The following is a 21,087-nucleotide window of genomic DNA, read 5'->3' as shown; positions in this document are numbered from 1 at the left end:
ACTCAACTCCCGTGCCTGACGCCCTGCTCCCGCCTCTGCAGATCGCCGAGGTCCAGCGTTCCGTCACGACCGAGCTGGACCGGATCGCCCCGGTCATCGACGACCTCGGCCGGCGGTTCGCGGAGGCCGGTCACGAGCTGGCGCTGGTCGGCGGGCCGGTGCGCGACGCGATGCTCGGGCGCCACCACAACGACCTCGACTTCACGACCTCGGCACGACCCGAGCAGACCGAGCGGCTGCTGAAGGGCTGGGCCGACGCGATCTGGGACATGGGCCGCGCGTTCGGGACGATCGGGTGCCGCAAGGGCGAGTGGCAGGTCGAGATCACGACGTACCGCTCGGAGGCCTACGACCCGTCCTCGCGCAAGCCGGACGTCGACTTCGGCGACACGCTCGGCGGCGACCTCGGCCGCCGCGACTTCACGGTGAACGCGATGGCGGTGCGGCTGCCGGGCCGCGAGATCGAGGACCCGTACGGCGGCGTGGTCGACCTCGCGCACCGGGTGCTGCGGACGCCCGGCCGGCCGGAGGACTCCTTCTCCGACGACCCGCTGCGGATGATGCGCGCGGCGCGCTTCGCCGCGCAGCTCGGCTTCAGCGTCGACCCGGCCGTCGTCGAGGCGATGCGGGCGATGGCCGGACGGATCGAGATCATCTCCGCCGAGCGGGTGCGCGACGAGCTGGTCAAGCTGGTGTGCGCGCCGTACCCCCGGCTGGGCCTGACCCTGCTCGTCGAGACCGGGCTCGCCGAGATCGTGCTGCCCGAGCTCCCGGCGCTGGCGCTGGAGCGCGACGAGCACCACCGGCACAAGGACGTCTACCAGCACACGCTGACCGTGCTGGAGCAGGCGATCGACCTCGAGGACCGGCTGCCCGGCGGGGGCCCCGACTTCGTGTCCCGGTTCGCGGCGCTCATGCACGACGTCGGCAAGCCGCGGACGCGTCGGTTCCTCGACGACGGCACCGTCACGTTCCACCACCACGACGTGGTCGGCGCCAAGCTGACCCGCAAGCGGATGAAGGCGCTGCGCTTCTCCAACGAGGAGATCGACGCGGTCAGCGAGCTGGTCGAGCTGCACCTGCGCTTCCACGGCTACGGGTCGGGCGAGTGGACCGACTCCGCCGTACGCCGCTACGTGCGCGACGCCGGCGACCAGCTCGAGCGCCTGCACATCCTGACCCGCGCCGACTCGACGACGCGCAACCGCAAGAAGGCCGAGCGGCTCCAGCGGACCTACGACGACCTCGAGGCGCGGATCGAGAGGCTCTCGGAGCAGGAGGAGCTGGCCTCGATCCGACCCGACCTGGACGGCAACCAGATCATGGAGATCCTCGGGATCGGCGCCGGTCGCGAGGTGGGCGAGGCCTACAAGTTCCTCCTCGAGCAGCGGATGGACCACGGCCCGCAGAGCGAGGAGGCGGCCACGGCCGCGCTGCTCGCCTGGTGGGCGGAGCGCCCCCAGAAGTGACCCGGCTCGCCGACCTCGTCGACCTGCCCCGTGTTCCTCTCGGCACGGCACCGACGCCGGTCCGCCGCCTCGACCTCGAGTACCGCACGGACGTGTGGGTCAAGGACGAGTCGGCGTACGGCGACGGCAAATGGGGCGGCAACAAGGTCCGCAAGCTGGAATGGATCCTCGGGGAGGCCCAGCGGCGCGGCAGCTCGACGATCCTGACGGTCGGCGGCATCGGAACGCACTGGGGCCTGGCGTGCGCGCTCTACGGCGGCGACCACGGCGTGCGAACGGTGCTCGGGCTGGTGGACCAGCCGGTCGACGACCACGTGCGTGAGCAGCTGCGTCGGTTGGAGCGGTCGGGCGCCGTGCTGCACCGCTACTCGTCGAGCGTCCGGCTGCGGCTGGCGGCGCCGTACCTGATGGCGCGCTACCGGCCCTGGTACGTCCCCGCCGGTGGCTCCCACCCCGTCGGCGCCCTGGCGTACGTCGACGTCGCCCTCGAGATTGCCGACCAGGTGGCCGCGCGGGCGCTCCCAGAGCCGGCCGTGGTCGTCGTCCCGGTCGGGTCCGGTGGCACGGCCGCCGGGCTGGCGCTCGGGCTGCGGCTCGCCGGGCTGCGCACGCAGGTCCTCGGCATCGTGGTCAACGACCTGCTCCGCCTCGACCCGGAGAGCGTCGCACGACTGGCCGGTCGTGCCGGGGCGGTGCTCAGGAAGGCCGGACTCCACGACGTGCCGACGGTGACGGCAGCGGACCTCGACCTGCCGCGGGTCTGGCTCGGCGGCGGGTACGGCGTCCCCACGCCGGCCGGGACCGCCGAGGTCGCCCGGGCCACCGCGATCGGGCTCAGCGTGGAGCCGGTCTACAGCGGCAAGGCGCTCGCGGCGATCCGCGACCTCGACGACGCGGGCGAGCTGAGCGGGCCGGTGCTCTGGCTGTCGACGCACGGTCCGCGTGGCTAGTCGCTAGAACACGAAGCGGTCGACGTACGCGCGTCCCTTCGTCACGACCAGCCGCACGGTGTGCTTGCCGGCGCCGAGCCCGGTGAGCCTGCGGTGGAACGAGATCGACGGCTTGCGGCGCTTGCCCGCGAAGCTCAGGGTGCCGACCCGCTTGCCGTCGACGACGACCGCCGCGCGACCGCCCTTCATGCCGTGGCCGAAGAAGAGGTCGAGCCTCGGACCGGTGAAGGCGAGCCGCATCGTGTCCTTGCCCTTCCGCTTGCCGAGGTTGTCGCAGTAGCTGCCGCCCGGGGCCGACCTCGCCTTGACCACGCGCCAGCTGCCGGTCCGCTTCACCTTCGAGGAGGCGCACCCGACGGTGGTCGCCCTGGCCGACGGCGGCGGCGTGGTCGCCGCCTTGGTGACCGTGACGGCGACCGTGTCGGTGTCGGTCGCGCCGGACGGGTCGGTGACCAACAGGCTCACGTCGTACGTCCCGGCCGTGCCGAAGGTGTGGTGCGCGACCGGGCCGGTGGCGTCCTTGGCGGCGCCGCCGTCACCGAAGTCCCAGGTGTAGTCGAGGTTGCCGGGGGTCTCCGCGTCGGTGCTGCCCGTCCCGTTGAGCGTGACCTCGGTGGCCGTGGTGGGAGCGGTGGGAGTCGCCGTCGCGTCGGCGGTCGGCGCAGTGTTGGCCGGGGCGCTCACCGGGAGGTAGCCGTAGTCGAAGGCACCGCAGCCGTCGCCCATCGTGAATGCGACGGAGCCGGTCAGGTCGCCGTCCGAGGTCGCCGGACCGTCGGCGTTGCCCGTCATCGACTGCACGTCGAAGCCGAGGCAGTCGTAGCCGAACTCCCAGTTGCCGGAGGCGGTGGACGGGTCGGCGTAGTTGTCGACGTGCGGGCTGGTCGAGGCGTCGGAGTACGACGAGCGTCCGGCCGCCGCGGTGAACGCCGCGTCGTTGAGGTCGGGCGTCGCCGAGCCCGGCTCCGGGGTGGAGTCGAGCGGGGACTGCGCCGGCGGGTCGTCGGTGCCGGCGTTGCCGTAGCCGTGCGCCTCGTCGGTGTAGGACAGGTAGAGCCCCGCCTGCCACCCGATCGGGTCGCGGTCGATCTGGCCGTGGCCGTCGAGGTCGAAGCCGGAGCGGTCGCGCATCTCGAGGTAGTAGGCGTGGTCCTGCGGCGACTCGGCACCGGCCTGGAGGTACTTCCAGCCCTGGGTGCACTGCTGCGCCGTGGACAGGTCCTCGCGGCACCCGCCGTTGAAGATCCGCGGGTCATCCGGGCCGCCGTCCGACTCGAGGTCGGTGTCGAGCAGGACCTGGTCGCCGGACGGGGTCGTCGCGGTGACCGTGAGGTCGTCGATGAACCAACCCGGCCGGGCCAGGCCCGGGTCGGTGGCGTAGCTGAACCGGAGCGCGCCGTTCGCGGCACCGGCGAGGTCGCTGATGTCGTAGCTGTCCTCGACGAAGACGCCGGCCGGCGTGTTGCCCAGCTTGCGATCGGTGACCTCGGTGCCAGCGGCGTACGAGCCGCTCGTGCCGGTGAGGCCGTTGTCGTACGTCGCCTGGCAGGTGTTCTGGTTCGGGTTGCCGGCGAGCGGGTCGGTGTTGGACGACGTGTAGCCGTTCTCCGAGGCGTGCGAGGTGTAGGTGTCACCGCCGTCGGTGGTCGTCAGCACGAAGCCGTAGTCGAAGTCCCACTCGATGTCCCAGTCGGACTTGAAGGAGAGCTTGACCGTGCTGCCGGGCGGCAGGCTGGCCAGCTGGGGGATGGACACGTCGAGGTTGTGCCCGCCGGTGGGCGCGCAGCCGAAGTCGTTGCCCGACCCCGACCACCAGGCGTGTGACTTGGTCGCGGTGTCGCCGGTGTCGAAGGTCGCCGGGTCGAGCAGCTGCCGGCCGGGGAGCTTGGCGACGAACATCTCCGAGTTGTGCACGGTCCCGTCCGGACCGTTGGTCAGCGTGTACGGCGTGCCGTCCGGGCGCTGCCAGGTGATGGCGCCCGTGTCCTGCTTGGAGTCGGTGATGCCGGAGACCGTCGTGCTCGCGTCGAGGACCTGCGGGACGACCCAGCCGAGCTCCTGGCGGGAGAAGGCGTCCATGTCCTGCGACTTGTCGGTGGCCATCAGGTTCCAGTCGCCGTACGTCTCGCGGCTGCCGGTGGAGTAGAAGTCCGGGAGGCCGAGCGAGTGGCCGTACTCGTGGGAGATCACCGACGCCTTGTCGATCGCGGTCTCGGGGTTCACGTTGTAGGGGCCGACCCGGACGAACACCTTGAGCGCGTCGCCGGTGTCGGTGGTCGTCATGTCGCCGTAGCTGTCGTCGGTGTACCAGAGCGGCCGGCCCTCGAGGTCCTTGAGCTGGTCGTCGGTCGTGTAGCCGGCGAGCCCGGTGACCGGGTCGGAGTAGTAGTACTCCAGCGACGAGGAGTGCGGCCACACGTTGTCGTAGGGCAGGCCGGTGTAGTCGCACCCGGCGACCGACAGCTGCGAGGAGCCGTTGCCACCACAGCCGGCGAAGACCGCCATGAAGAAGTCGACGACGCCGTCCTTGTCCGTGTCGTAGTCGGAGTAGTCGATCTCCGGGTCGGCGATCGCGGCGGCGTCGTACACGAGCTTGCCGGCGGAGCCGCAGCCCGAGTCGATGTTCTGGAGCGCGCCGACGCCGGCGAGCGAGCCGATGATCGCGGAGCCGTTGGCGTCCGCGCCGTAGTAGGCGGTGTTGCCGGGCAGGTTGTAGACGCCGTCGGTGATCCGCTCGGTGTAGGTCAGGCCGCCGACCGTGCCGGGCGCCGGGACGCCGCCGGTCTGGGTCAGGCCACCGGCGCAGGTCTGGCCGAGCTGGACCTGGCTGAAGTCGAAGCCGGGACCGTAGGTGAAGTCCTTGCTCGCGATGCCGGCCGACGGGACGGTGCCCTCGGGGAAGAGCTGACCGAGCGACATCTCCTGGTAGAGGTTGTACGTCGAGCCTGCGTTGTCGGGGTCGTTGATCACCGACTCCAGCGAGTTGCCGTCGTGGCCGGTCTGGTAGGCCCGGTCGCGGTACTCCACCGGGACGACCGGGAACGGCCGGTCGCCGTACCGCGCGGTGTCGTAGGTGTCGGACGGCGGGATCACCTTGGGCCCGTGGCTGGTGGCCGACTGGGTCGTCGCGCCGACCGTGACGTCGGCGGTGGTGGAGATGTCGCGCCAGACGACCTCGGGGTTCTGCGTGGTCGTGTCCGCGACGTTCTCCAGGACCAGCGTGCGGGTCTCGCCCGCCGGGACCGCCGGCACCGTCCACGTCACCTCGTCGGCGGCGAGGGTCCGGCTGGTCCCGGCCGGGGCGCTCGCGGCACTGAACGTGGTGCCGGTGGGTGCGGCCACGTCGACCGCGACGGCTGCCACGGGGGACGCGGTCGGGTTGCGCAGGATGATCCGCGACGGGTAGGTGTCACCGGGCTTCACCCAGCCCACCGACGACACGAAGCTGTTCTCGACCTCCAGGCCGCCGACGGTGACCCGGCTGATCGCGGGTGCCGCGGCGGCGGGTGCGGCGGCGGCGCTCGCGGCGTTCGAGGCGGTGGCCGCGGGCAGCGCGACCAGGACGATGGCAAGGCCGGTGACCAGCGCGGTGGTGACCGCTGCGGTGCGAGACCAGACGTGGTTGCTCATGGGCGGGTGCGCAATCTCGGGAGGGTCGCGGGTAGCGACGCGGTGCCACCCCAACGACGGCCTCAGCGGGTGGTGACGAGCACGTACCCGCAGGTCAGAACGGACATAGCGGGTCCGATGACTGGTCTGGACCGGCCGGTCGCTCGTCCTCGTCGTACCTGACGGACGGGTCGCGATCCCGCCCAGGTCAGGACACTTCCGTCAGGTACGACGAGACCCGGCCAGGCAATGCCTGACCGGGTCTGGGTCGTGGTGCTCAGCGGAGCGAGGTCACTCCTCGCCGGCGATGAAGGCCTCGACGCGGCGGCGACCCTCGTCGTCGGGGAGCTGCACCGGCGGGGACTTCATGAGGTACGAGGACGCCGAGATGATCGGGCCACCGATGCCGCGGTCCTTGGCGATCTTCGCGGCGCGGAGCGCGTCGATGATGATGCCGGCGGAGTTCGGCGAGTCCCAGACCTCGAGCTTGTACTCGAGGTTCAGGGGGGCGTCGCCGAAGGCGCGACCCTCGAGGCGGACGTAGGCCCACTTGCGGTCGTCGAGCCACTCGACGTGGTCGGACGGGCCGATGTGGACGTTCTTGTCGTGAACCTTGCCGGCGAGCTCGCCGGTCAGGTTGGACGTGACGGCCTGCGTCTTCGAGATCTTCTTGGACTCCAGGCGCTCGCGCTCGAGCATGTTCTTGAAGTCCATGTTGCCGCCGACGTTGAGCTGGTAGGTGCGGTCCAGCACCACGCCGCGGTCCTCGAACAGCTTCGCCATCACGCGGTGCGTGATGGTGGCGCCGACCTGCGACTTGATGTCGTCGCCGACGATCGGGACGCCGGCGTCCTCGAACTTCTTGGCCCACTCGGGGTCGGAGGCGATGAAGACGGGCAGCGCGTTGACGAAGCCGACGCCGGCGTCGATGGCGCACTGGGCGTAGAACTTGTCGGCCTCCTCGGAGCCCACCGGGAGGTAGGACACCATCACGTCGACCTGGCGGTCACGGAGGACCTGCACGACGTCGACCGGCTCGGCGCCGGACTCGTCGATGGTCTGGCGGTAGTACTTGCCGAGGCCGTCGAGCGTCGGGCCGCGCTGGACCTCGACACCCAGGGTGGGGACGTCGGCGATCTTGATGGTGTTGTTCTGCGAGGCGTTGATGGCCTCGGAGAGGTCCTTGCCGACCTTCAGGTCGTCGACGTCGAACGCCGCGACGAACTCGACGTCCTTGACGTGGTAGTCGCCGAAGGCGACGTGCATCAGGCCGGGGACCGAGCCGGACGGGTCGGCGTCCTTGTAGTACTCAACACCCTGGACGAGGGAGCTGGCGCAGTTGCCGACTCCCACGATTGCTACGCGAACCGAACCCATCGGGATTCCTTCCTTCACTTCGTGTGCTCAGCCGCGGGGGTCGCGGGTGGCTGGTTGGACGGCGTGCCGAACGTGTCGGGGGCCGTCGCGGTGGACGTCTGCTGAGGCGTGCCGTTGCGCTCCGCGTTGATCAGGCCCGAGAGCCACTCGACCTCACGCTCGACCGACTCGACGCCGTGCCGCTGGAGCTCGGCCGCGTAGCGGTCGACCTCCTTCTGGGTCAGTGACAGCTGGCTCTGGACCCGCTCGAGGCGCTCCTGGAGCCGGGTACGCCGGCCCTCGAGCACCCGCAGGCGGATCTCCATGTCGGTCGAGGAGAAGAACGCGAACCGGATGTCGAAGTTGTCGTCCTCCCACGCAGTGGGACCGACCTCCGACATCAGGCGCTCGAACTCTCGCGTGCCGGCCTCGGTGACCTGGTAGGTGATCCGGGGCCGCTTCGACACCGGGGTGCCCGGTGTCTTGGTCGAGAGCGTCTCCTCGATGAGGGACGCGCGGAGCATCTTCTTCAGGGTCGGGTAGAGCGACCCGTAGGAGAGCACCCGACCCCACCCGAGCATCAGGTTGAGGCGCTTGCGGAGCTCGTAGCCGTGCATGGGAGCCTCGTGCAGCAGTCCGAGGACTGCCAGCTCGATGGTCTCTGCGCGACGTGCCATGAGACCTATCGTAGCGATATATCCGCGCGTTGCGAACTATGGACCTGTCACGGAGCACGACGAGGCGCGTCCGAGGACGTGGCGAACGGCACGGGAGCGTCGTCTTGGGCCGCTCTGGACGCCCCCCGTACCCTGACCAGGATTCGTGATCCCTGACCAGCGGAGCCTGTGACGTGAGTGGTAAGCGCAAGGCCGCCGGGCCAGCCGACAAGAAGACGGCGGGCCGGCCGACCAAGCGACCCCGCACCCGCAAGCAGAAGGTGTGGCGCTTCGCCCGCTGGGTGCTCGTGGCCGGCCTGGTCGGGCTGCTCCTGGTCACCGGCGGGTTCGTCTACCTCTACCGGTCGACCGACATCCCGGACCCGAACAAGGACTTCGAGACCCAGACGTCGTTCGTCTACTACGCCAACGGCAAGGACGAGGTCGGCAGCTTCGCGACCCAGAACCGCGAGTCGATCTCGCTCAAGGAGATGCCCGACGACCTCCAGAACGCGGTCGTCGCCGCGGAGAACCGCACCTTCTGGAGCGACAGCGGCATCGACCCGCGCGGCATCCTGCGCGCGGCGTTCAGCAACGCCAAGGGCAACTCGACCCAGGGCGCGTCGACGATCACCCAGCAGTACGTCAAGATCCTCTACCTCACCCAGGAGCGCTCCTACAAGCGCAAGGTGAAGGAGGCGGTCCTCTCCCTCAAGCTGCAGCGCACGAAGTCGAAGTCCGAGATCCTCGAGGGCTACCTCAACACGATCTACTTCGGTCGCGGCGCGTACGGCGTGCAGGCGGCGTCGAAGGCCTACTTCGACAAGGACGCCAAGGACCTGACCCTGCGGGAGTCGGCGGTCCTGGCGAGCGTGCTCAACAACCCGACGCGCTTCGACCCGGCCAACGGCAAGGACTCGCGCGCCGCGCTCAAGGAGCGCTACGACTACGTCCTGGACGGGATGGCCGACGCCGGCAACATCACCGCCGACGAGGCCGAGCAGGCGAAGCGCAAGCTGCCGAGGTTCCCGAAGATCCAGGCCGAGAGCAGGTACGGCGGCCAGAAGGGCCACATGCTCACGATGGTCCGCGACGAGCTGCACAAGCTCGGCTTCGAGGACCAGCAGATCGACGGCGGCGGCCTGCGGGTCACCACGACCTTCACGAAGCAGGCGATGGCGGCCGCGGAGGAAGGCGTGAAGGAGCAGCGTCCCGAGGGCAAGGAGTTCTCGGACAAGCACCTCCACATCGCCGTCGCGACCGTCGAGCCCGGGACCGGCGCCATCCGCGGCATCTACGGCGGCCAGGACTACGTGGACTCCCAGATCAACTGGGCGACCGCCGGCGGCCAGGTCGGCTCGACGTTCAAGCCGTTCGCCGTCGCCGCCGGGCTCAAGGCCGGCTTCTCCCTCAAGGACACCTTCGACGGCAACTCGCCCTTCTACTACAACGAGGAGGGCACCGGCGACCGGGTGCGCAACGAGGGCACCGGCTCCGACGGCCTCGGCACCGACTACGGGTCGGCGATCAGCCTGCTGCGCGGCACCGAGGACTCGATCAACACCGTGTTCGCGGACCTCACCGTCTCGATGCCCGACGGCCCCGACAAGATCCTCAAGGTCGCCAACGACCTCGGCATCCCCGCCTGGAACAAGAACAAGGGCGGCTACAACAACCTCGACAACAGCCCGGGCCTCGAGCCCGTCTCGGGCATCGCGCTCGGCTCCGCGACGATCGCGCCGGTCAACATGGCCAACGCCTACGCGAGCATCGCGAACGGCGGCAAGGCCGCCCAGGCGCACGTCGTCACCAAGGTGACCGACAAGGACGGCAACAAGCTCTACTCCTACAAGCAGCACACCGATCGCGCCATCCCCGAGGACATCGCCGTCGACACGTCGTACGCGATGCAGCAGGTCGTCAAGGTCGGCACCGGTACGGCGGCGCTCAACCTCGGCCGCGAGGCCGCCGGCAAGACCGGCACCGCGACCAACGGCAACGACGAGGTCTCGTCGGCCTGGTTCGTCGGCTACACCCCGCAGCTGGCGACGGCCGTCATGTACGTGCGCGGCAAGGGCAACGAGCAGCTCGACGGCTGGCTGCCCGAGTACTTCGGCGGCTCCTACCCGGCGCGCACCTGGACCGACGTCATGGGCAGGGCGCTCGAGGGCACCGAGCCCGAGGACTTCCCGCCGGCGGCCAACGTCGACGGCGACGCTCCCGACGACGGCCACGCGCCGTACACCCCGCCGCCGAAGCCGACCAAGAAGCCCAAGCCCACCAAGACGCCGTCGAGCACGCCGTCGAACACGCCGACCCCGTCGGACACGCCGACCCCGTCGGACACGCCGACGCCGTCGGACACCCCGACCTGCACCCTCATCGGTGGCTGCGAGACCCCGACCGACCCCGCGTCGCCGCCCGCGAGCACGCCCCCCGCCACGGCGGGTGCCGCTGAGGGCGTGCGGCAGCGGCACGGTCGGCGGCGGGTCCGGCTCGGCTGATGGCCGGGCCGGTGGGGGATCGCGCCTGGGTGGACCCCACCGTCGACGACCCGGTCGTCGGCACCCTCAGCGAGGTCGTCGGCGGACCCGTCGGCACCCGCGCCGGACGGCACCCCTGGTGGACGCCGGTCCGGGTGCTGCTCGCCCTGACCGCGATCTGCATGGCGCTCGGGATGGTGCAGAAGGGCAACTGCTACGACGACACCTGGCAGGACGGCCAGGCCCGCTACAGCCACATGTGCTACTCGGACCTGCCCTACCTCTACACGGGCCGCGGCTTCGCCGAGCTCAACTGGCCCTACAGCGACGACGCCCAGGTGCGGGCCCGCTTCTCGGTGATGGAGTACCCGGTCGGGATCGCGTACTGGGCCTGGGGCACGTCCTGGGTGACGCACTGGCTCAACGGGTCGCCCGACCTCGAACCCCGGTACGGCGCCCCGACCGACCAGGTCGCGGGCTGGCCGAAGGTGCACCGGGAGATGCGCATCTTCGTGATCGTCAACGCGCTCGGCTTCGCCGTCCTGGCCCTGCTGACGACCTGGCTGCTGGCCGGCGTGAACCCGCGCCGGCCCTGGGACGCGGCGGCGTTCGCGCTCTCGCCCGCGCTGCTGCTCACCGGCCTCGTGAACTGGGACCTGCTCGCCGTGGCGTTCGTCGCCGGAGCCTTGTGGGCCTGGGTCCGGGACAGACCGGTGCTGACGGGCGTCCTGATCGGGCTCGGCACGGCGACCAAGCTCTACCCCCTCTTCCTGCTCGGTGGGGTCCTGGTCATCTGCCTGCGCCAGCGGCGCTACCGCACGTTCGGGGTCACGGTCCTCGGTGCCGGCGCCGCCTGGTTCGTCGCCAACCTGCCGGCCCTGCTGACCGGGCCGTCGGAGTGGAAGGTCTTCTGGTCGTTCAACTCCGACCGGGGGGCGGACCTCGGCTCGATCTGGCTGGTCGTGCAGCAGGCGCTCGACACGACGCCGGACCCGTTCACGTTCGAGCCACACACGATCAACGTCGTGTCCTGGCTGTTCTTCGGGCTGTGGTGCCTCGGGGTGGCGGCCCTCGGCCTGACCTCGCCGGCGAACCCGCGACTCGCGCAGCTCGGCTTCCTGGTGGTCGCGGGCTTCCTGCTGATCAACAAGGTCTACTCGCCGCAGTACGTGCTCTGGCTGCTGCCGCTCGCCGTCCTGGCCCGGCCGCGCTGGCGCGACCTGCTGATCTGGCAGGCGGGCGAGATCTTCTACTTCGCCGCGGTGTGGTGGTACCTCGGTGGCTACCTCGCCCCGGCCGCGGGTGGTGACGCCGGTTTCTACTGGGCGGCCACGCTGGTCCGGATGGCGGCCGAGCTCTACCTCGTGGCCATGGTGGCGCGGGACCTGTGGGACCCGCGCCGCGACCCGGTCCGGCAGAGCGCTCAGGCAGTGACGATGCGGTCGAACGCGGTGGCGGTGTAGCGCACCCGGACGTCGACGGCGTCGCCGACCGCGGGGACCCGCGCACCGTGGGGGAGGAACAGCATCGAGGCCTGCATGTGCGGGGGCTCCGCGAAGAGTCGCTGCTTGCCGTCGATCGAGAACGGTGAGCGCACGAAGCCGGCCGCGTCCATGCCGCCGCGGGCCAGGGTCGCGGCCCGACCCTTCAGGCTCGCGTCGCCGAGCGGGGCCTCGAGGCCGATGCCGTGGGCGGTGCCGCCGCTGACGACCAGGACGTGCCCGGCCTTCGGGGCGGTCCGGTGCCGGTAGCCGAAGCCGTCGCCACGCTCGACCTCGTGCACGTCGAGCACGGTCGCGGTGACGTGCAGGGCCGAGCGGTCGCCGAGCCACAGGTTGGTGCCGATGCGCGGCCGGAAGGTGAAGTCGGGGTACGCCGTGCGCAGGGCGCTCAGCTCGGCGCTGCTCAGGTGGCTGACCCACACGGTGTCGAGCGGGAGCTCGGTCGCGACGACCTCGGTCATCAGCCGGTGCACCTCCGAGAGGTGCGCCCCGTTGGCGAGCGGCAGGTGCAGCGCTACCCCGGCGACCCGGGCCTTCGGGTGGTCGCGGACCACCTCGGCCGTCGACCACAGCTCGCGCGCGGTCATGCCGTGGCGCAGCATGCTGGTCGAGCGCTCGAGGACGACGCGCGCGTCGGGTTGGCGGCCGAGCAGGTCGCCCAGGTCCGCGATCCGGCTGACGGTGTGGATGACGCGGCGTGCGAGCGCGGGGTCGAGCTCGGTCGCGGCACCGAACGGACGCCACGGGGTGAGCACCAGCAGGCTGCCGTCGTACCGGCTCGCGACCTCGGACAGCTCCTCGTAGGTGCCGACGGCGACCGTGTCGACCCCCAGCCACTGCGCCTTGCGGGCCAGGCGGCCGAGGGTGAAGCCGTAGCCGTTGCCCTTCGCGACCGGGACCAGGCCGGGCTCGGCGTCGGCGATCGACCGCAGGTGGGCGCGCCAGCGGTCGCCGTCGATCGTCAGGGTGAGGGACATCAGCCGCGCCGCCTCATGTAGACGTCGAACGCCTTGTACAGCGCCTTGTTGAGCGGCAGGTCCCACTCGCCGACGTACTCGACGGCCTCGCCGCCGGTGCCGACCTTGAACTGGATCAGGCCGAGGTGCGGGTCGTCGGAGGCGAGCGTGTCGGTGATGCCGCGCAGGTCGTAGACGTCGGCGCCGGCGGCGATCGCGTCGCGGATCATCTGCCACTGCACGGCGTTGGAGCCGCGGACCTCGCGCTTCTCGGTCGACGAGGCGCCGTAGGAGTACCAGGCGTGCGCCCCGACCCGGATCGCGATCGTGGCGGCGACCAGCGTGCCCTCGTGCCGCGCGGTGTAGAGCCGGATCCGGTCGGTCTCCTCGGAGCCGAGCGCGTCGACCATGGTGCGGAAGTAGGAGAGCGGCCGCGGCGTGAAGTGGTCGCGCTCGGCCGTGTGCACGTAGAGGTCGTGGAAGGTCTTGAGCTCGGGCTCGATCGCCGCGCCGTCGTACGACGTGACCTCGACGCCCTCCTTGGCGGCCTTCTTGATGTTGCGGCGCCAGAGCTGGTTCATCCCGGCCAGCACGTCGTCCTCGCTGCGACCGGCGAGCGGGACCTGGAAGACGTACTGCGGCTGTCCGGCGGCGAAGCCGCCCTCCACCGCCTGCGGCCGCCAGCCGAGGTCACGCAGCTGCGCGACCACGCGGGCGCCACCGTGGCTGCGCTCGGTCGGCGCCAGGTCGCCGAGGCGGTGCACCGCGTCGTCCGCGATGCCGGCCTTCACGGTGGCGGCGTCCCAGCGACGGGTGACCACCGGCGGCCCCATCCGGACACCGAAGGCGCCCGCACCCTTGAGGTGGGTCGCCAGCGGACGCAGCCACGCGGCGAGGTCCTCGGACTCCCAGTCGATGGACGGTCCCTCGGGCAGGTAGGCGAGGTAGCGCTTCACCCGGGGTAGCTGGCGGTAGAGCACCAGCGCGGCCCCGACCAGCTCGTCGCCCCGGAACCAGCCGACCGACTCGTGCCGCCACTCCGCCTTCACCCGACCCCAGGCCGGGGTCTGGAGGAAGCTCGCCGAGCGCTGGCGGCGTACGAAGGCCAGGTGCTCGTCGGCGGTGATCCCTCGGACGTCGAGGCGGGTCGAGAGGATCGGGGAGGTCACGGGTCGAGGCTAGCGAACGCCCCGCACGGCCGATCAGTTGCTCTTGCGGACCTGCAGCTCGGTGCTCTGTGCCTCCACCGGCACCCGCTGGCAGGTCGCGGTGACGGTGGAGCAGCGCACGACCCACGGCGTGGGGTACGTGGACGACTCCGAGGCATCGCTGTAGACCCCGTCGCCGACCGCGTGCAGCAGGAGCGACGTCGGCGACTCCCAGATCGGCTGCCAGGTCGGGTAGGCCCAGCCGAAGTTGCCCGTGAACGTCGCCTGCAGCCGACCGGTGCGCGCGTCACGGACTCGCACGGTGCCGGCCATCTCGCCCCAGGGCGAGTCCTCGTTGAAGTACGTGCGGTCGATGGTCGCGACGCGGCGGTCGTCGGGGGAGAACGACGAGACGCTCTCGCCACGCACCCACCACAGGCGACGCTGGGTCCTGCTGTCGAGCATCAGCGAGCCACCGCGCGCCGTCCCTCGCGGGACGGAGTAGAGGTGCGCCGCCGAGCTGCCGACGCCGGGCGTCACGGTGTACAGGGCGCGCTGTCGGCTGAGCACGCGGACGGCGCCGGTGCGCGGCGTCCACGACGACGTGGTCACCGTGAACCTCCCGTGGCTGCGGGTGGTCGTGCGCACCAGGACGTGGCCATCGCCGGCGGAGAGGACCACGGGGCCGAAGGTCGGCGACGAGAACCGGTGGGCTCCGATGGTGTGCCCGTCACTGATGCGTACGGCGCGCAGCTGGCCGCCGGCCGCGAGGTCGACGTACCAGCGTCCGTCGGCCGACACGGCCTCGAGGTAGACCTTGGCCCGGCGTCCGACCACGTGGGCGCGGCCCGACGTGCTCAGGAAGGTGACGGTGGTGCCGAGGTCCCGTCCGCGGTCGTCCGAGACCTCCTGGGGCAGCAGCCAGCCGCCGCGGGCGTGCCGGAGCTCCCCGGAGTAGTAGTACCCGTCGGTGCGGAGCGGCCTGGTCGAGACGGTGCGGCCCCAGGCACGTGGATCTTCTCGGCCTTCTCGACCAGGTACGGCAGGCCCGGCTTCGCCCCCACCGGCAGCGCGCCCGGGTCTATGTCGCGGTGCGGCGCCGCGGTCGCGGCGGCGGGCGCGACCAGGCCCAGGGTGGCGGCGAGCAGCGCGCCGAGGACGGTGTGGACGGTGCGGTTCATACCCGACACAGCGCCGATCGGGCCGCCTGCGTTACAACGGCGACCGGGCATTCGACGCGAATCACCTGCGCACTCACCCGGTCCGGGCGAGGATGCACGACGGATCTCCCCCGAATATGTGTGGCAGGGAGGTATCAGGACCCCCGCCCCGCACTCCTCATGGGCGTGATCCTGATCGACGAACACCGGGGAGCGACGCGTCGCATGACCAGGAGCGGTGGCCCGCGGGCCGACGACGACCGGTCCGGCGACGCGCGCCCAGGGGTCGTGTGGGCCGAGGCGACCGACGGCTTCAACCGCTGGGTGGCCGGGGAGGCCGCCGGCCTCGACGACCTCGTCGCCGTGATGACCCCCGTGCTCTGGCACGTCGTGCGTGCCTACCGGCTGCCGGAGTCCGCGGCCGAGGACGTCATCCAGAACACCTGGCTGGCGCTCGTACGCCGCCGCGCCGCGATCCTCGACCCGGTGGCCGTCGGCGGCTGGCTGACGACGACCGCGCGCCGCGAGGCGTGGCGCAGTGCCGGGGCGAAGACCACGCCGACGCCGGTCGAGGACGAGGACCTGGCGCTCGCGCTTCCGCGTCAGCGGTCGGCGGAGGAGAGTGTCGTCCAGCACGACGAGGGCGATCGCCTCTGGGCCGCCGTCGACGGGCTGCCGGAGCGCTGTCGCCGGCTGCTGCGGATCGTCGCGTTCGAGAACCGGCCCGACTACCGCGAGCTGGCCACCGAGCTCGGGATGCCCGTCGGCAGCATCGGCCCCACCCGGGGACGGTGCCTCGCCAAGCTGCGCGTGGCGCTGATCGAAGCAGGGGGAATCTGAGATGTCCGAGCTGAGCAGGGACGCACTCCTCAACATCGTGCGCGACGCCTACGAGCGCCACGACCCGGTGCCGGACCACCTCGTCGCGACCATGCAGGCCGCGGCCGCGATGGCCGCCTCGGACCTCGACCTGGAGCTGATGGAGCTCGTCGAGCGCTCGACCGAGCTCGCCGGGGCCCGCGGCTCCACGTCGTACACGCTGCGCTTCGTGCACGGCGACACCGACCTGCTGCTGCGGATCGCCGTCGACAACGGCCGGTCCCGCGTCGACGGCTGGATCGTGCCGGCCGAACCCATGACGATCCGTGCGCTGCCCGGCGAGGAGCCGGTCACGCACGAGGCGGTGGTGAGCGACTCGGGACGGTTCGCGCTCACCGACCTGCCGGTCGGGCTGATGCGGCTGCGGCTGGAGCCGCACGACGGGTCGCGCCCGGCCTTCGCCACCCCCACCTTCGAGATCTGAGGACCCGTGACCGACTCCCCCGAGAAGAAGCCCCGTCCCGAGCGTCCCGTCCGCAAGCCGCTCGACCGCGACCCCCGTCCTCCGCACCCCGGCGCGATCGCGCCCGCGCAGGGCCGCTTCCTCGACCCGGCGACCGCGATCGTCGTCGACGGCGTCGTCCCCCGTCCGACCGTGTACGTCGGCCCGCGGCTGCTGGTCTCGAAGTCGGTCGACGTCGCCGCGGCGGTCGAGGTGCTGCGCTACGTCGCCGAGCCCCTCGGCTGGAGCGTCGAGCCGGAGGACGAGGACCCGCGCACGGTCAACCTGAAGTTCGGCTACGTCCCGCTCCGGCTCGGCGTCGCGTCCAACCGCGCCACCATCGCTCCCGACGCCTGGACGCTGCTGCAGCAGACCCGTGCCCAGTTCGGCGTCTCGGCGGTGAAGGGTGTGAGCCTCGACCACCTGGTGGTCCCGGCCATCGACTCCGACCCCATGCACGACTCGAGTCCGATGCACGACTCGAGTCCGATGCACGACTCGAGCCCGATGCACGACTCGAGCCCCATGCACGACTCGAGCCCGGCGTCCGACGCGCGCGGCTCGCGGGCGATCGCGACGTACCTCCAGATCGGCTCCGGCGGACGTCAGCCGATCGCGTACGTCGGGTCGGCCCCGCGGCGCCGCCAGGACCAGGCGATCAAGGGCCGGCGGCCGGTGGTGGCCGTGCTCGACACCGGCTGCGGCGAGCACCCGTGGTTGGACGGTGTCGTGACCACGACGGTGACGCTCGACGGCGTGACGATCGGCTACTCCGACGCGACGTCGGTGTCCCCGGAGGACGAGGGCGACCAGTCCGGTCCGCTCGACGGATCCATCGACCCGATCTCGGGACACGGGACCTTCATCGCGGGGCTGATCCGGCAGCGCTGCCCGGACGCCGACATCCTGGCGTGGCGAGTCGTGCCGTCCGACGGCCCGATCGTCGAGTCCGACCTGGTCGCCACGCTCGCCCAGATCGCCGAGCTGGCCAGGCGCCACCGCGCCGGGGAGCCGGGCGGACACCCGATCGACGTGCTCAGCCTGTCGATGGGCTACTACCACGAGACCCCCGAGGACGCGCTCTTCGACCCGACGATGTACGCGATCCTCGAGGAGTTGGCGCGCGCCGGCGTCGTGGTTGTCTGCTCGGCCGGCAACGACGCGACCAGTCGACCCTCGTTCCCCGCAGCCTTCGGTCGATGGGCCGACGACGGTGGTCCGATTCCCTTCGACCCGACGATCGCGCCGATCCTCTCGGTGGGCGCAAGCAACCCCAACGGCACCGACGCGCTCTTCAGCAACGCTGGTCCGTGGGTGCGCTCCTACGGGCCCGGCGCCGCGGTCATGAGCACGATGCCCGCGTTCCGTGGCGGTTACGAGCCGGTCGCTCGCACACGCGCCTTCGGACGGGTGCGCGAGGCGATCGACCCCGATGACTTCCGCGGCGGCTTCGCCGTCTGGAGTGGTACGTCGTTCAGCGCGCCGGTGCTCGCGGGCACCGTCGCGGCGGGCCTGGTGGGCGCGCTGGAGCCCGTCGACGACGTCAGCGACCCGCAGTCCGCCGTCGACCTGGCCTGGGAAGTGGTGACATCCACGACGGGTTTGGCACGATCATGAGGTCGTGACCTCGCCGCATGACCTGCACACGCGGGGTGTCAGCGCGCTCAATCGCGGGCGCCACCGGGAGGCCCGGCGCCTGCTCGAGCGGGCACGTGAAGAGGCCGGGGAGGCCGCAGACGCCGATCTCGACGCGCGGATCGCCGGGAGCCTGGCCTACGTCCTGTCCGAGACGGGGGAGCACGACGCGGCGATGGCGCTGTGCCGCGAAGCGCTCGGCCGCAGCGGGCTCGACCGTCACACCGAGGGCATCCTGCACGCCCAGCTCGGCCTCCTGCAGATGCTGCGCGGCGAGACGGCGGCGGCGATGGCCGACCTGGACGCCGCCTCGCGGCTGATGGACGACCCGACACACCTGGCGCGGATCCACCTCAACCGGGGCAACGTCCACCTTCAGCGCAAGCAGCTGCCGGAGGCTCTGGCCGGCTTCGAGCAGTCCCACATGGCCTATCGACAGGTCGGTGACGAGTACGGCGCCGCCAAGGCCGTCCACAACCTCGGCTACGTCCACTTCCTCGAGGGTGATCTCGTGGCCGCCCTCCGGCGCCTCGACGAGGCCTACCCGTCGTTCGAGGCCGAAGGGCCCGTGATGACCGCGATGGCCGATCAGGACCGGGCGGAGGTCCTGATGGCGGCCGGGCTGTACGAGCAGGGTGCCACCGCGCTCGCGGCGGCGGCCGATGCCTATGGACGCCGCCGGTTGCATCAGCGTCGCGGCGAGGCCGAGCTCGCGCTCGCGCGCAGCCTGGTGCCGCGCGATCCCGCCGGTGCCGGCACCGCCGCGCGGGACGCGCTGCGTCGCTTCCGTCGTACCGGTGCGGGAGCGTGGCAGGTCCGGGCCGACGCCACGCTGCTCAGCGCGCAGGTGGAGGCCGGAGGCACCGGGCCCGCGCTCGCCCAGCGCGGTGTGGCGATCGCTGAGGCACTCGCCGAGCAAGGACTGCGCTGGGAGGCCGCCCTCGCCCGCATCGACGCGACCCGCGTGCGCATCCGGCGCGGTGACCTCGACCGGGCTCGCACGGACCTGCGCGACGTCGGGACCGTACGCCGGGCGCCCCTCGGCGTACGGCTGCTGGACCGCGACGTGCGGGCCGAGCTGGCCGCCGCGTCCGGTCGGCGCGCCGACGCCCTCAGGCACCTGCGTGCCGGACTCTCCGACCTGCACGCTTGGCAGAGCTCGTTCGGCTCGCTCGACCTCCAGACCGGGGTCGCGGGCCACGGCACCCGGCTGGGCGTCCGGGGCCTCGCCCTGGCCGTCGCGTCGCGACGGCCGGAGGTGCTCCTCGAGTGGTCGGAGCGGGCCCGGATGCTGGCCAGCCGGGTGCAGCCGGTGCGACCGCCCGAGGACGAGCAGATCGCCGGAGACCTCGCCGAGCTGCGCGAGCTGGCCGCCGACCCGGGTCGCGACCCGCGCCGCGAGGGCGAGCTGCGCCAGCGGGTCCGCGAGCGCGCCTGGCAGCACCGGGGCTCCGGCGAGGTCGCCGACCCCGTCACCCTCGACGCCCTGCGGGACGCGCTCGACCAGGACACCGCCCTGGTGGCGTACGTCGTGACCGCGACCGCCGTCGTCGCCCTGGTCGTCACCACCGACGAGGTGACCTGGGTCGACCTCGGCCACCGCGACGAGCTCGACCAGCTCATCGGCGGGCTGCTGCCCGACCTCGACATGGCGGCCACCGACCTCCCCGACGCGATGGGCTCCTTCGTCCGCACCGAGCTCGCCCAGCGCCTCGACACCCTGGCGGCGCTGCTGGTCGCACCCGTCTTGGACGCCGTCGGCGACCGGCGGGTGGTGCTCACGCCGTCCGGCGTTCTGTCCGGGATCCCGTGGACGCTGCTGCCCGGGTACGTCGGTCGCCCGCTGACCGTCGCCCAGTCCGCGACCGCCTGGCTGGCGCGACGTACGACGCCGCTGCGGACCGCCAGCGCCGGGTTCGTCGCCGGACCGCGGGTCGCGCGGGCCGAGGACGAGGTCGTGGCCGCGGCCAAGGAGTGGCCGGCGGCGCGGGTCCTGCTCGGCGACGAGGCGACGGCGGCGGCGGTGTCGGCGCTGGCCGACGACGTCGACGTCCTGCACGTCGCCGCGCACGGTCGGCACAGCGCCGAGAACGCGATGTTCGCCGGTGTGCAGCTCGTCGACGGGCCGTGGTTCGGCTACGACATCGACCGGCTCAGCCGGGTGCCCGACGTCGTCCTGCTCTCCGCGTGTGAGGTCGGCCGGTCGACGGTGCGCTCCGGCGAGGAGCTGATCGGGATGACGACGGCCTGGCTGCACGCCGGCGCCCGCTGCGTGATCGCCTCGCCCGCCGCGATCAACGACCAGGCGGCGTACGGCGTCCTCCTCGCCGTCCACGAGCGCCTGGCCGCCGGGGTCGACCCGGCCGCCGCCCTGGCGGAGGCCGTCGGGGCGGTCTCGGCGGGGACGGCCCCGGTGCCCCTCGTCTGCTTCGGCTAGTCACCGGATGGCCCGAACGGGTATCTGACCCCTGGGGTGCTGCTCCTGAGTCGTGTCAGGGAGACCGCTCGAACTCCGAGGAGCACGGCATGTCCGTCATGACTTCACCGACCCGCACCACCCCCGTCCACGTGATCCAGGACCCGCAGCCCGGTCAGCACGTGGTCGTGCCGGCGGGCGCCCGGCTCGCCGTGCGCTTCCGCCGCCGCGGGCTCGGCCTGAGCCGCTGGCAGGTCGTCGACCGGCCCGGCAACCTCCTGCCGCTGGAGGAGGGACCGCACGGCTTCCTCTTCCTCGTCTTCGACGCCGACGCGACGGAGGACCAGCCCCTGCGGCTGATCCGGCGCCGCGTCGACCGGTCGGGGCCGGGCGAGGTGCGCGACCTGACCGTCCGGGTCAGCTGAG

16 protein-coding genes are annotated in these 21,087 nt (G+C 71.8%); 9 read left to right on the top strand and 7 right to left on the bottom strand.

Going from position 1 to position 21,087, the window contains the following annotated elements; all coding sequences use genetic code 11:
* Positions 1-11 precede the first annotated feature (11 nt).
* Both ACFPYL_RS00915 and ACFPYL_RS00910 read left to right on the top strand, forming a co-directional pair.
* Complete coding sequence (locus ACFPYL_RS00915) at positions 12-1,469, top strand: CCA tRNA nucleotidyltransferase (protein ID WP_379149421.1); 1,458 nt, start codon at positions 12-14, stop codon at positions 1,467-1,469.
* Positions 1,466-2,419 (top strand): pyridoxal-phosphate dependent enzyme, encoded by a 954-nt coding sequence (locus ACFPYL_RS00910; protein WP_379149419.1) that lies wholly within the window; start codon positions 1,466-1,468, stop codon positions 2,417-2,419. Before ACFPYL_RS00915 ends, ACFPYL_RS00910 begins: the two co-directional genes overlap by 4 nt.
* 3 nt (positions 2,420-2,422) lie before the next feature.
* Here the strand turns inward: ACFPYL_RS00910 and ACFPYL_RS00905 are convergent, their stop codons facing one another.
* The 3 genes from ACFPYL_RS00905 to ACFPYL_RS00895 all read right to left on the bottom strand — a co-directional run bounded on the left by ACFPYL_RS00905 (position 2,423) and on the right by ACFPYL_RS00895 (position 8,061).
* Positions 2,423-6,049 carry a PKD domain-containing protein gene (locus ACFPYL_RS00905; RefSeq protein WP_379149417.1) on the bottom strand — a complete coding sequence of 1,209 codons (3,627 nt, stop codon included), beginning with the start codon at positions 6,047-6,049 and terminating at the stop codon, positions 2,423-2,425.
* Between the two features lie 270 nt (positions 6,050-6,319).
* Positions 6,320-7,405 (bottom strand): inositol-3-phosphate synthase, encoded by a 1,086-nt coding sequence (locus tag ACFPYL_RS00900; protein ID WP_379149415.1) that lies wholly within the window; start codon positions 7,403-7,405, stop codon positions 6,320-6,322.
* A 14-nt stretch (positions 7,406-7,419) separates the two neighbouring features.
* Entirely contained in the window at positions 7,420-8,061 is a 642-nt protein-coding gene (locus tag ACFPYL_RS00895; protein ID WP_379149414.1) for a PadR family transcriptional regulator, read from the bottom strand.
* 173 nt (positions 8,062-8,234) lie between these two features.
* Here ACFPYL_RS00895 and ACFPYL_RS00890 point away from each other — a divergent pair, with 173 nt between their 5' ends.
* Positions 8,235-10,544, top strand: coding sequence for a transglycosylase domain-containing protein (locus ACFPYL_RS00890; RefSeq protein WP_379149412.1), 2,310 nt, complete (start codon positions 8,235-8,237; stop codon positions 10,542-10,544).
* Positions 10,545-10,573: 29 nt separating this feature from the next.
* Complete coding sequence (locus ACFPYL_RS00885; RefSeq protein ID WP_379149410.1) at positions 10,574-11,986, top strand: glycosyltransferase family 87 protein; 1,413 nt, start codon at positions 10,574-10,576, stop codon at positions 11,984-11,986.
* On the opposite strand, the gene ACFPYL_RS00880 is transcribed toward ACFPYL_RS00885, so the two are convergent.
* Genes ACFPYL_RS00880 through ACFPYL_RS00865 form a run of 4 tightly spaced genes read right to left on the bottom strand, consistent with a single transcriptional unit; the run spans position 11,947 to position 15,310 of the window.
* Entirely contained in the window at positions 11,947-13,002 is a 1,056-nt protein-coding gene (locus ACFPYL_RS00880) for an alanine racemase (RefSeq protein ID WP_379149408.1), read from the bottom strand. The two genes, ACFPYL_RS00885 and ACFPYL_RS00880, sit on opposite strands and share 40 nt — an antisense overlap.
* On the bottom strand, positions 13,002-14,150 hold the full coding sequence (locus tag ACFPYL_RS00875; protein WP_379149406.1) for a lipid II:glycine glycyltransferase FemX: 1,149 nt from the start codon (positions 14,148-14,150) through the stop codon (positions 13,002-13,004). Before ACFPYL_RS00875 ends, ACFPYL_RS00880 begins: the two co-directional genes overlap by 1 nt.
* A 33-nt stretch (positions 14,151-14,183) precedes the next feature.
* Complete coding sequence (locus ACFPYL_RS00870; protein WP_379149404.1) at positions 14,184-14,966, bottom strand: hypothetical protein; 783 nt, start codon at positions 14,964-14,966, stop codon at positions 14,184-14,186.
* 20 nt (positions 14,967-14,986) lie between these two features.
* The gene (locus ACFPYL_RS00865; RefSeq protein WP_379149402.1) at positions 14,987-15,310 is read right to left on the bottom strand and encodes a hypothetical protein; all 324 of its coding nucleotides are present in this window, start codon (positions 15,308-15,310) and stop codon (positions 14,987-14,989) included.
* A 204-nt stretch (positions 15,311-15,514) separates the two neighbouring features.
* On the opposite strand from ACFPYL_RS00865, the gene ACFPYL_RS00860 reads away from it, so the two are divergent.
* From ACFPYL_RS00860 to ACFPYL_RS00840, 5 genes are all read left to right on the top strand, one after another.
* Positions 15,515-16,129 carry a sigma-70 family RNA polymerase sigma factor gene (locus tag ACFPYL_RS00860; RefSeq protein WP_379149400.1) on the top strand — a complete coding sequence of 205 codons (615 nt, stop codon included), beginning with the start codon at positions 15,515-15,517 and terminating at the stop codon, positions 16,127-16,129.
* A 1-nt stretch (position 16,130) separates the two neighbouring features.
* Positions 16,131-16,592 (top strand): hypothetical protein, encoded by a 462-nt coding sequence (locus ACFPYL_RS00855; RefSeq protein WP_379149398.1) that lies wholly within the window; start codon positions 16,131-16,133, stop codon positions 16,590-16,592.
* A gap of 6 nt (positions 16,593-16,598) precedes the next feature.
* On the top strand, positions 16,599-18,227 hold the full coding sequence (locus ACFPYL_RS00850; RefSeq protein ID WP_379149396.1) for a S8 family peptidase: 1,629 nt from the start codon (positions 16,599-16,601) through the stop codon (positions 18,225-18,227).
* 4 nt (positions 18,228-18,231) lie between these two features.
* Complete coding sequence (locus ACFPYL_RS00845; RefSeq protein WP_379149394.1) at positions 18,232-20,682, top strand: CHAT domain-containing protein; 2,451 nt, start codon at positions 18,232-18,234, stop codon at positions 20,680-20,682.
* An 89-nt stretch (positions 20,683-20,771) separates the two neighbouring features.
* Complete coding sequence (locus ACFPYL_RS00840; protein WP_156391139.1) at positions 20,772-21,086, top strand: hypothetical protein; 315 nt, start codon at positions 20,772-20,774, stop codon at positions 21,084-21,086.
* Position 21,087: the final 1 nt, after the last annotated feature.

Origin of the sequence: Nocardioides hankookensis (assembly GCF_042658885.1) — a bacterium.
GTDB lineage: Bacteria > Actinomycetota > Actinomycetes > Propionibacteriales > Nocardioidaceae > Nocardioides > Nocardioides hankookensis.
Note: the sequence above shows the minus strand (reverse complement) of the source record. Positions and strands in the feature narration are given on the sequence as shown.

What these genes read in the sequence shown, in the direction of transcription:
- ACFPYL_RS00855 (WP_379149398.1), top strand. Translation starts at nt 16,131, where the DNA reads ATGTCCGAGCTGAGCAGGGACGCACTCCTCAACATCGTGCGCGACGCC.
- ACFPYL_RS00840 (WP_156391139.1), top strand. Translation starts at nt 20,772, where the DNA reads ATGTCCGTCATGACTTCACCGACCCGCACCACCCCCGTCCACGTGATC.
- ACFPYL_RS00860 (WP_379149400.1), top strand. Translation starts at nt 15,515, where the DNA reads ATGACCAGGAGCGGTGGCCCGCGGGCCGACGACGACCGGTCCGGCGAC.
- ACFPYL_RS00905 (WP_379149417.1), bottom strand. Translation starts at nt 6,049, where the DNA reads ATGAGCAACCACGTCTGGTCTCGCACCGCAGCGGTCACCACCGCGCTG.
- ACFPYL_RS00865 (WP_379149402.1), bottom strand. Translation starts at nt 15,310, where the DNA reads ATGAACCGCACCGTCCACACCGTCCTCGGCGCGCTGCTCGCCGCCACC.
- ACFPYL_RS00900 (WP_379149415.1), bottom strand. Translation starts at nt 7,405, where the DNA reads ATGGGTTCGGTTCGCGTAGCAATCGTGGGAGTCGGCAACTGCGCCAGC.
- ACFPYL_RS00880 (WP_379149408.1), bottom strand. Translation starts at nt 13,002, where the DNA reads ATGTCCCTCACCCTGACGATCGACGGCGACCGCTGGCGCGCCCACCTG.
- ACFPYL_RS00895 (WP_379149414.1), bottom strand. Translation starts at nt 8,061, where the DNA reads ATGGCACGTCGCGCAGAGACCATCGAGCTGGCAGTCCTCGGACTGCTG.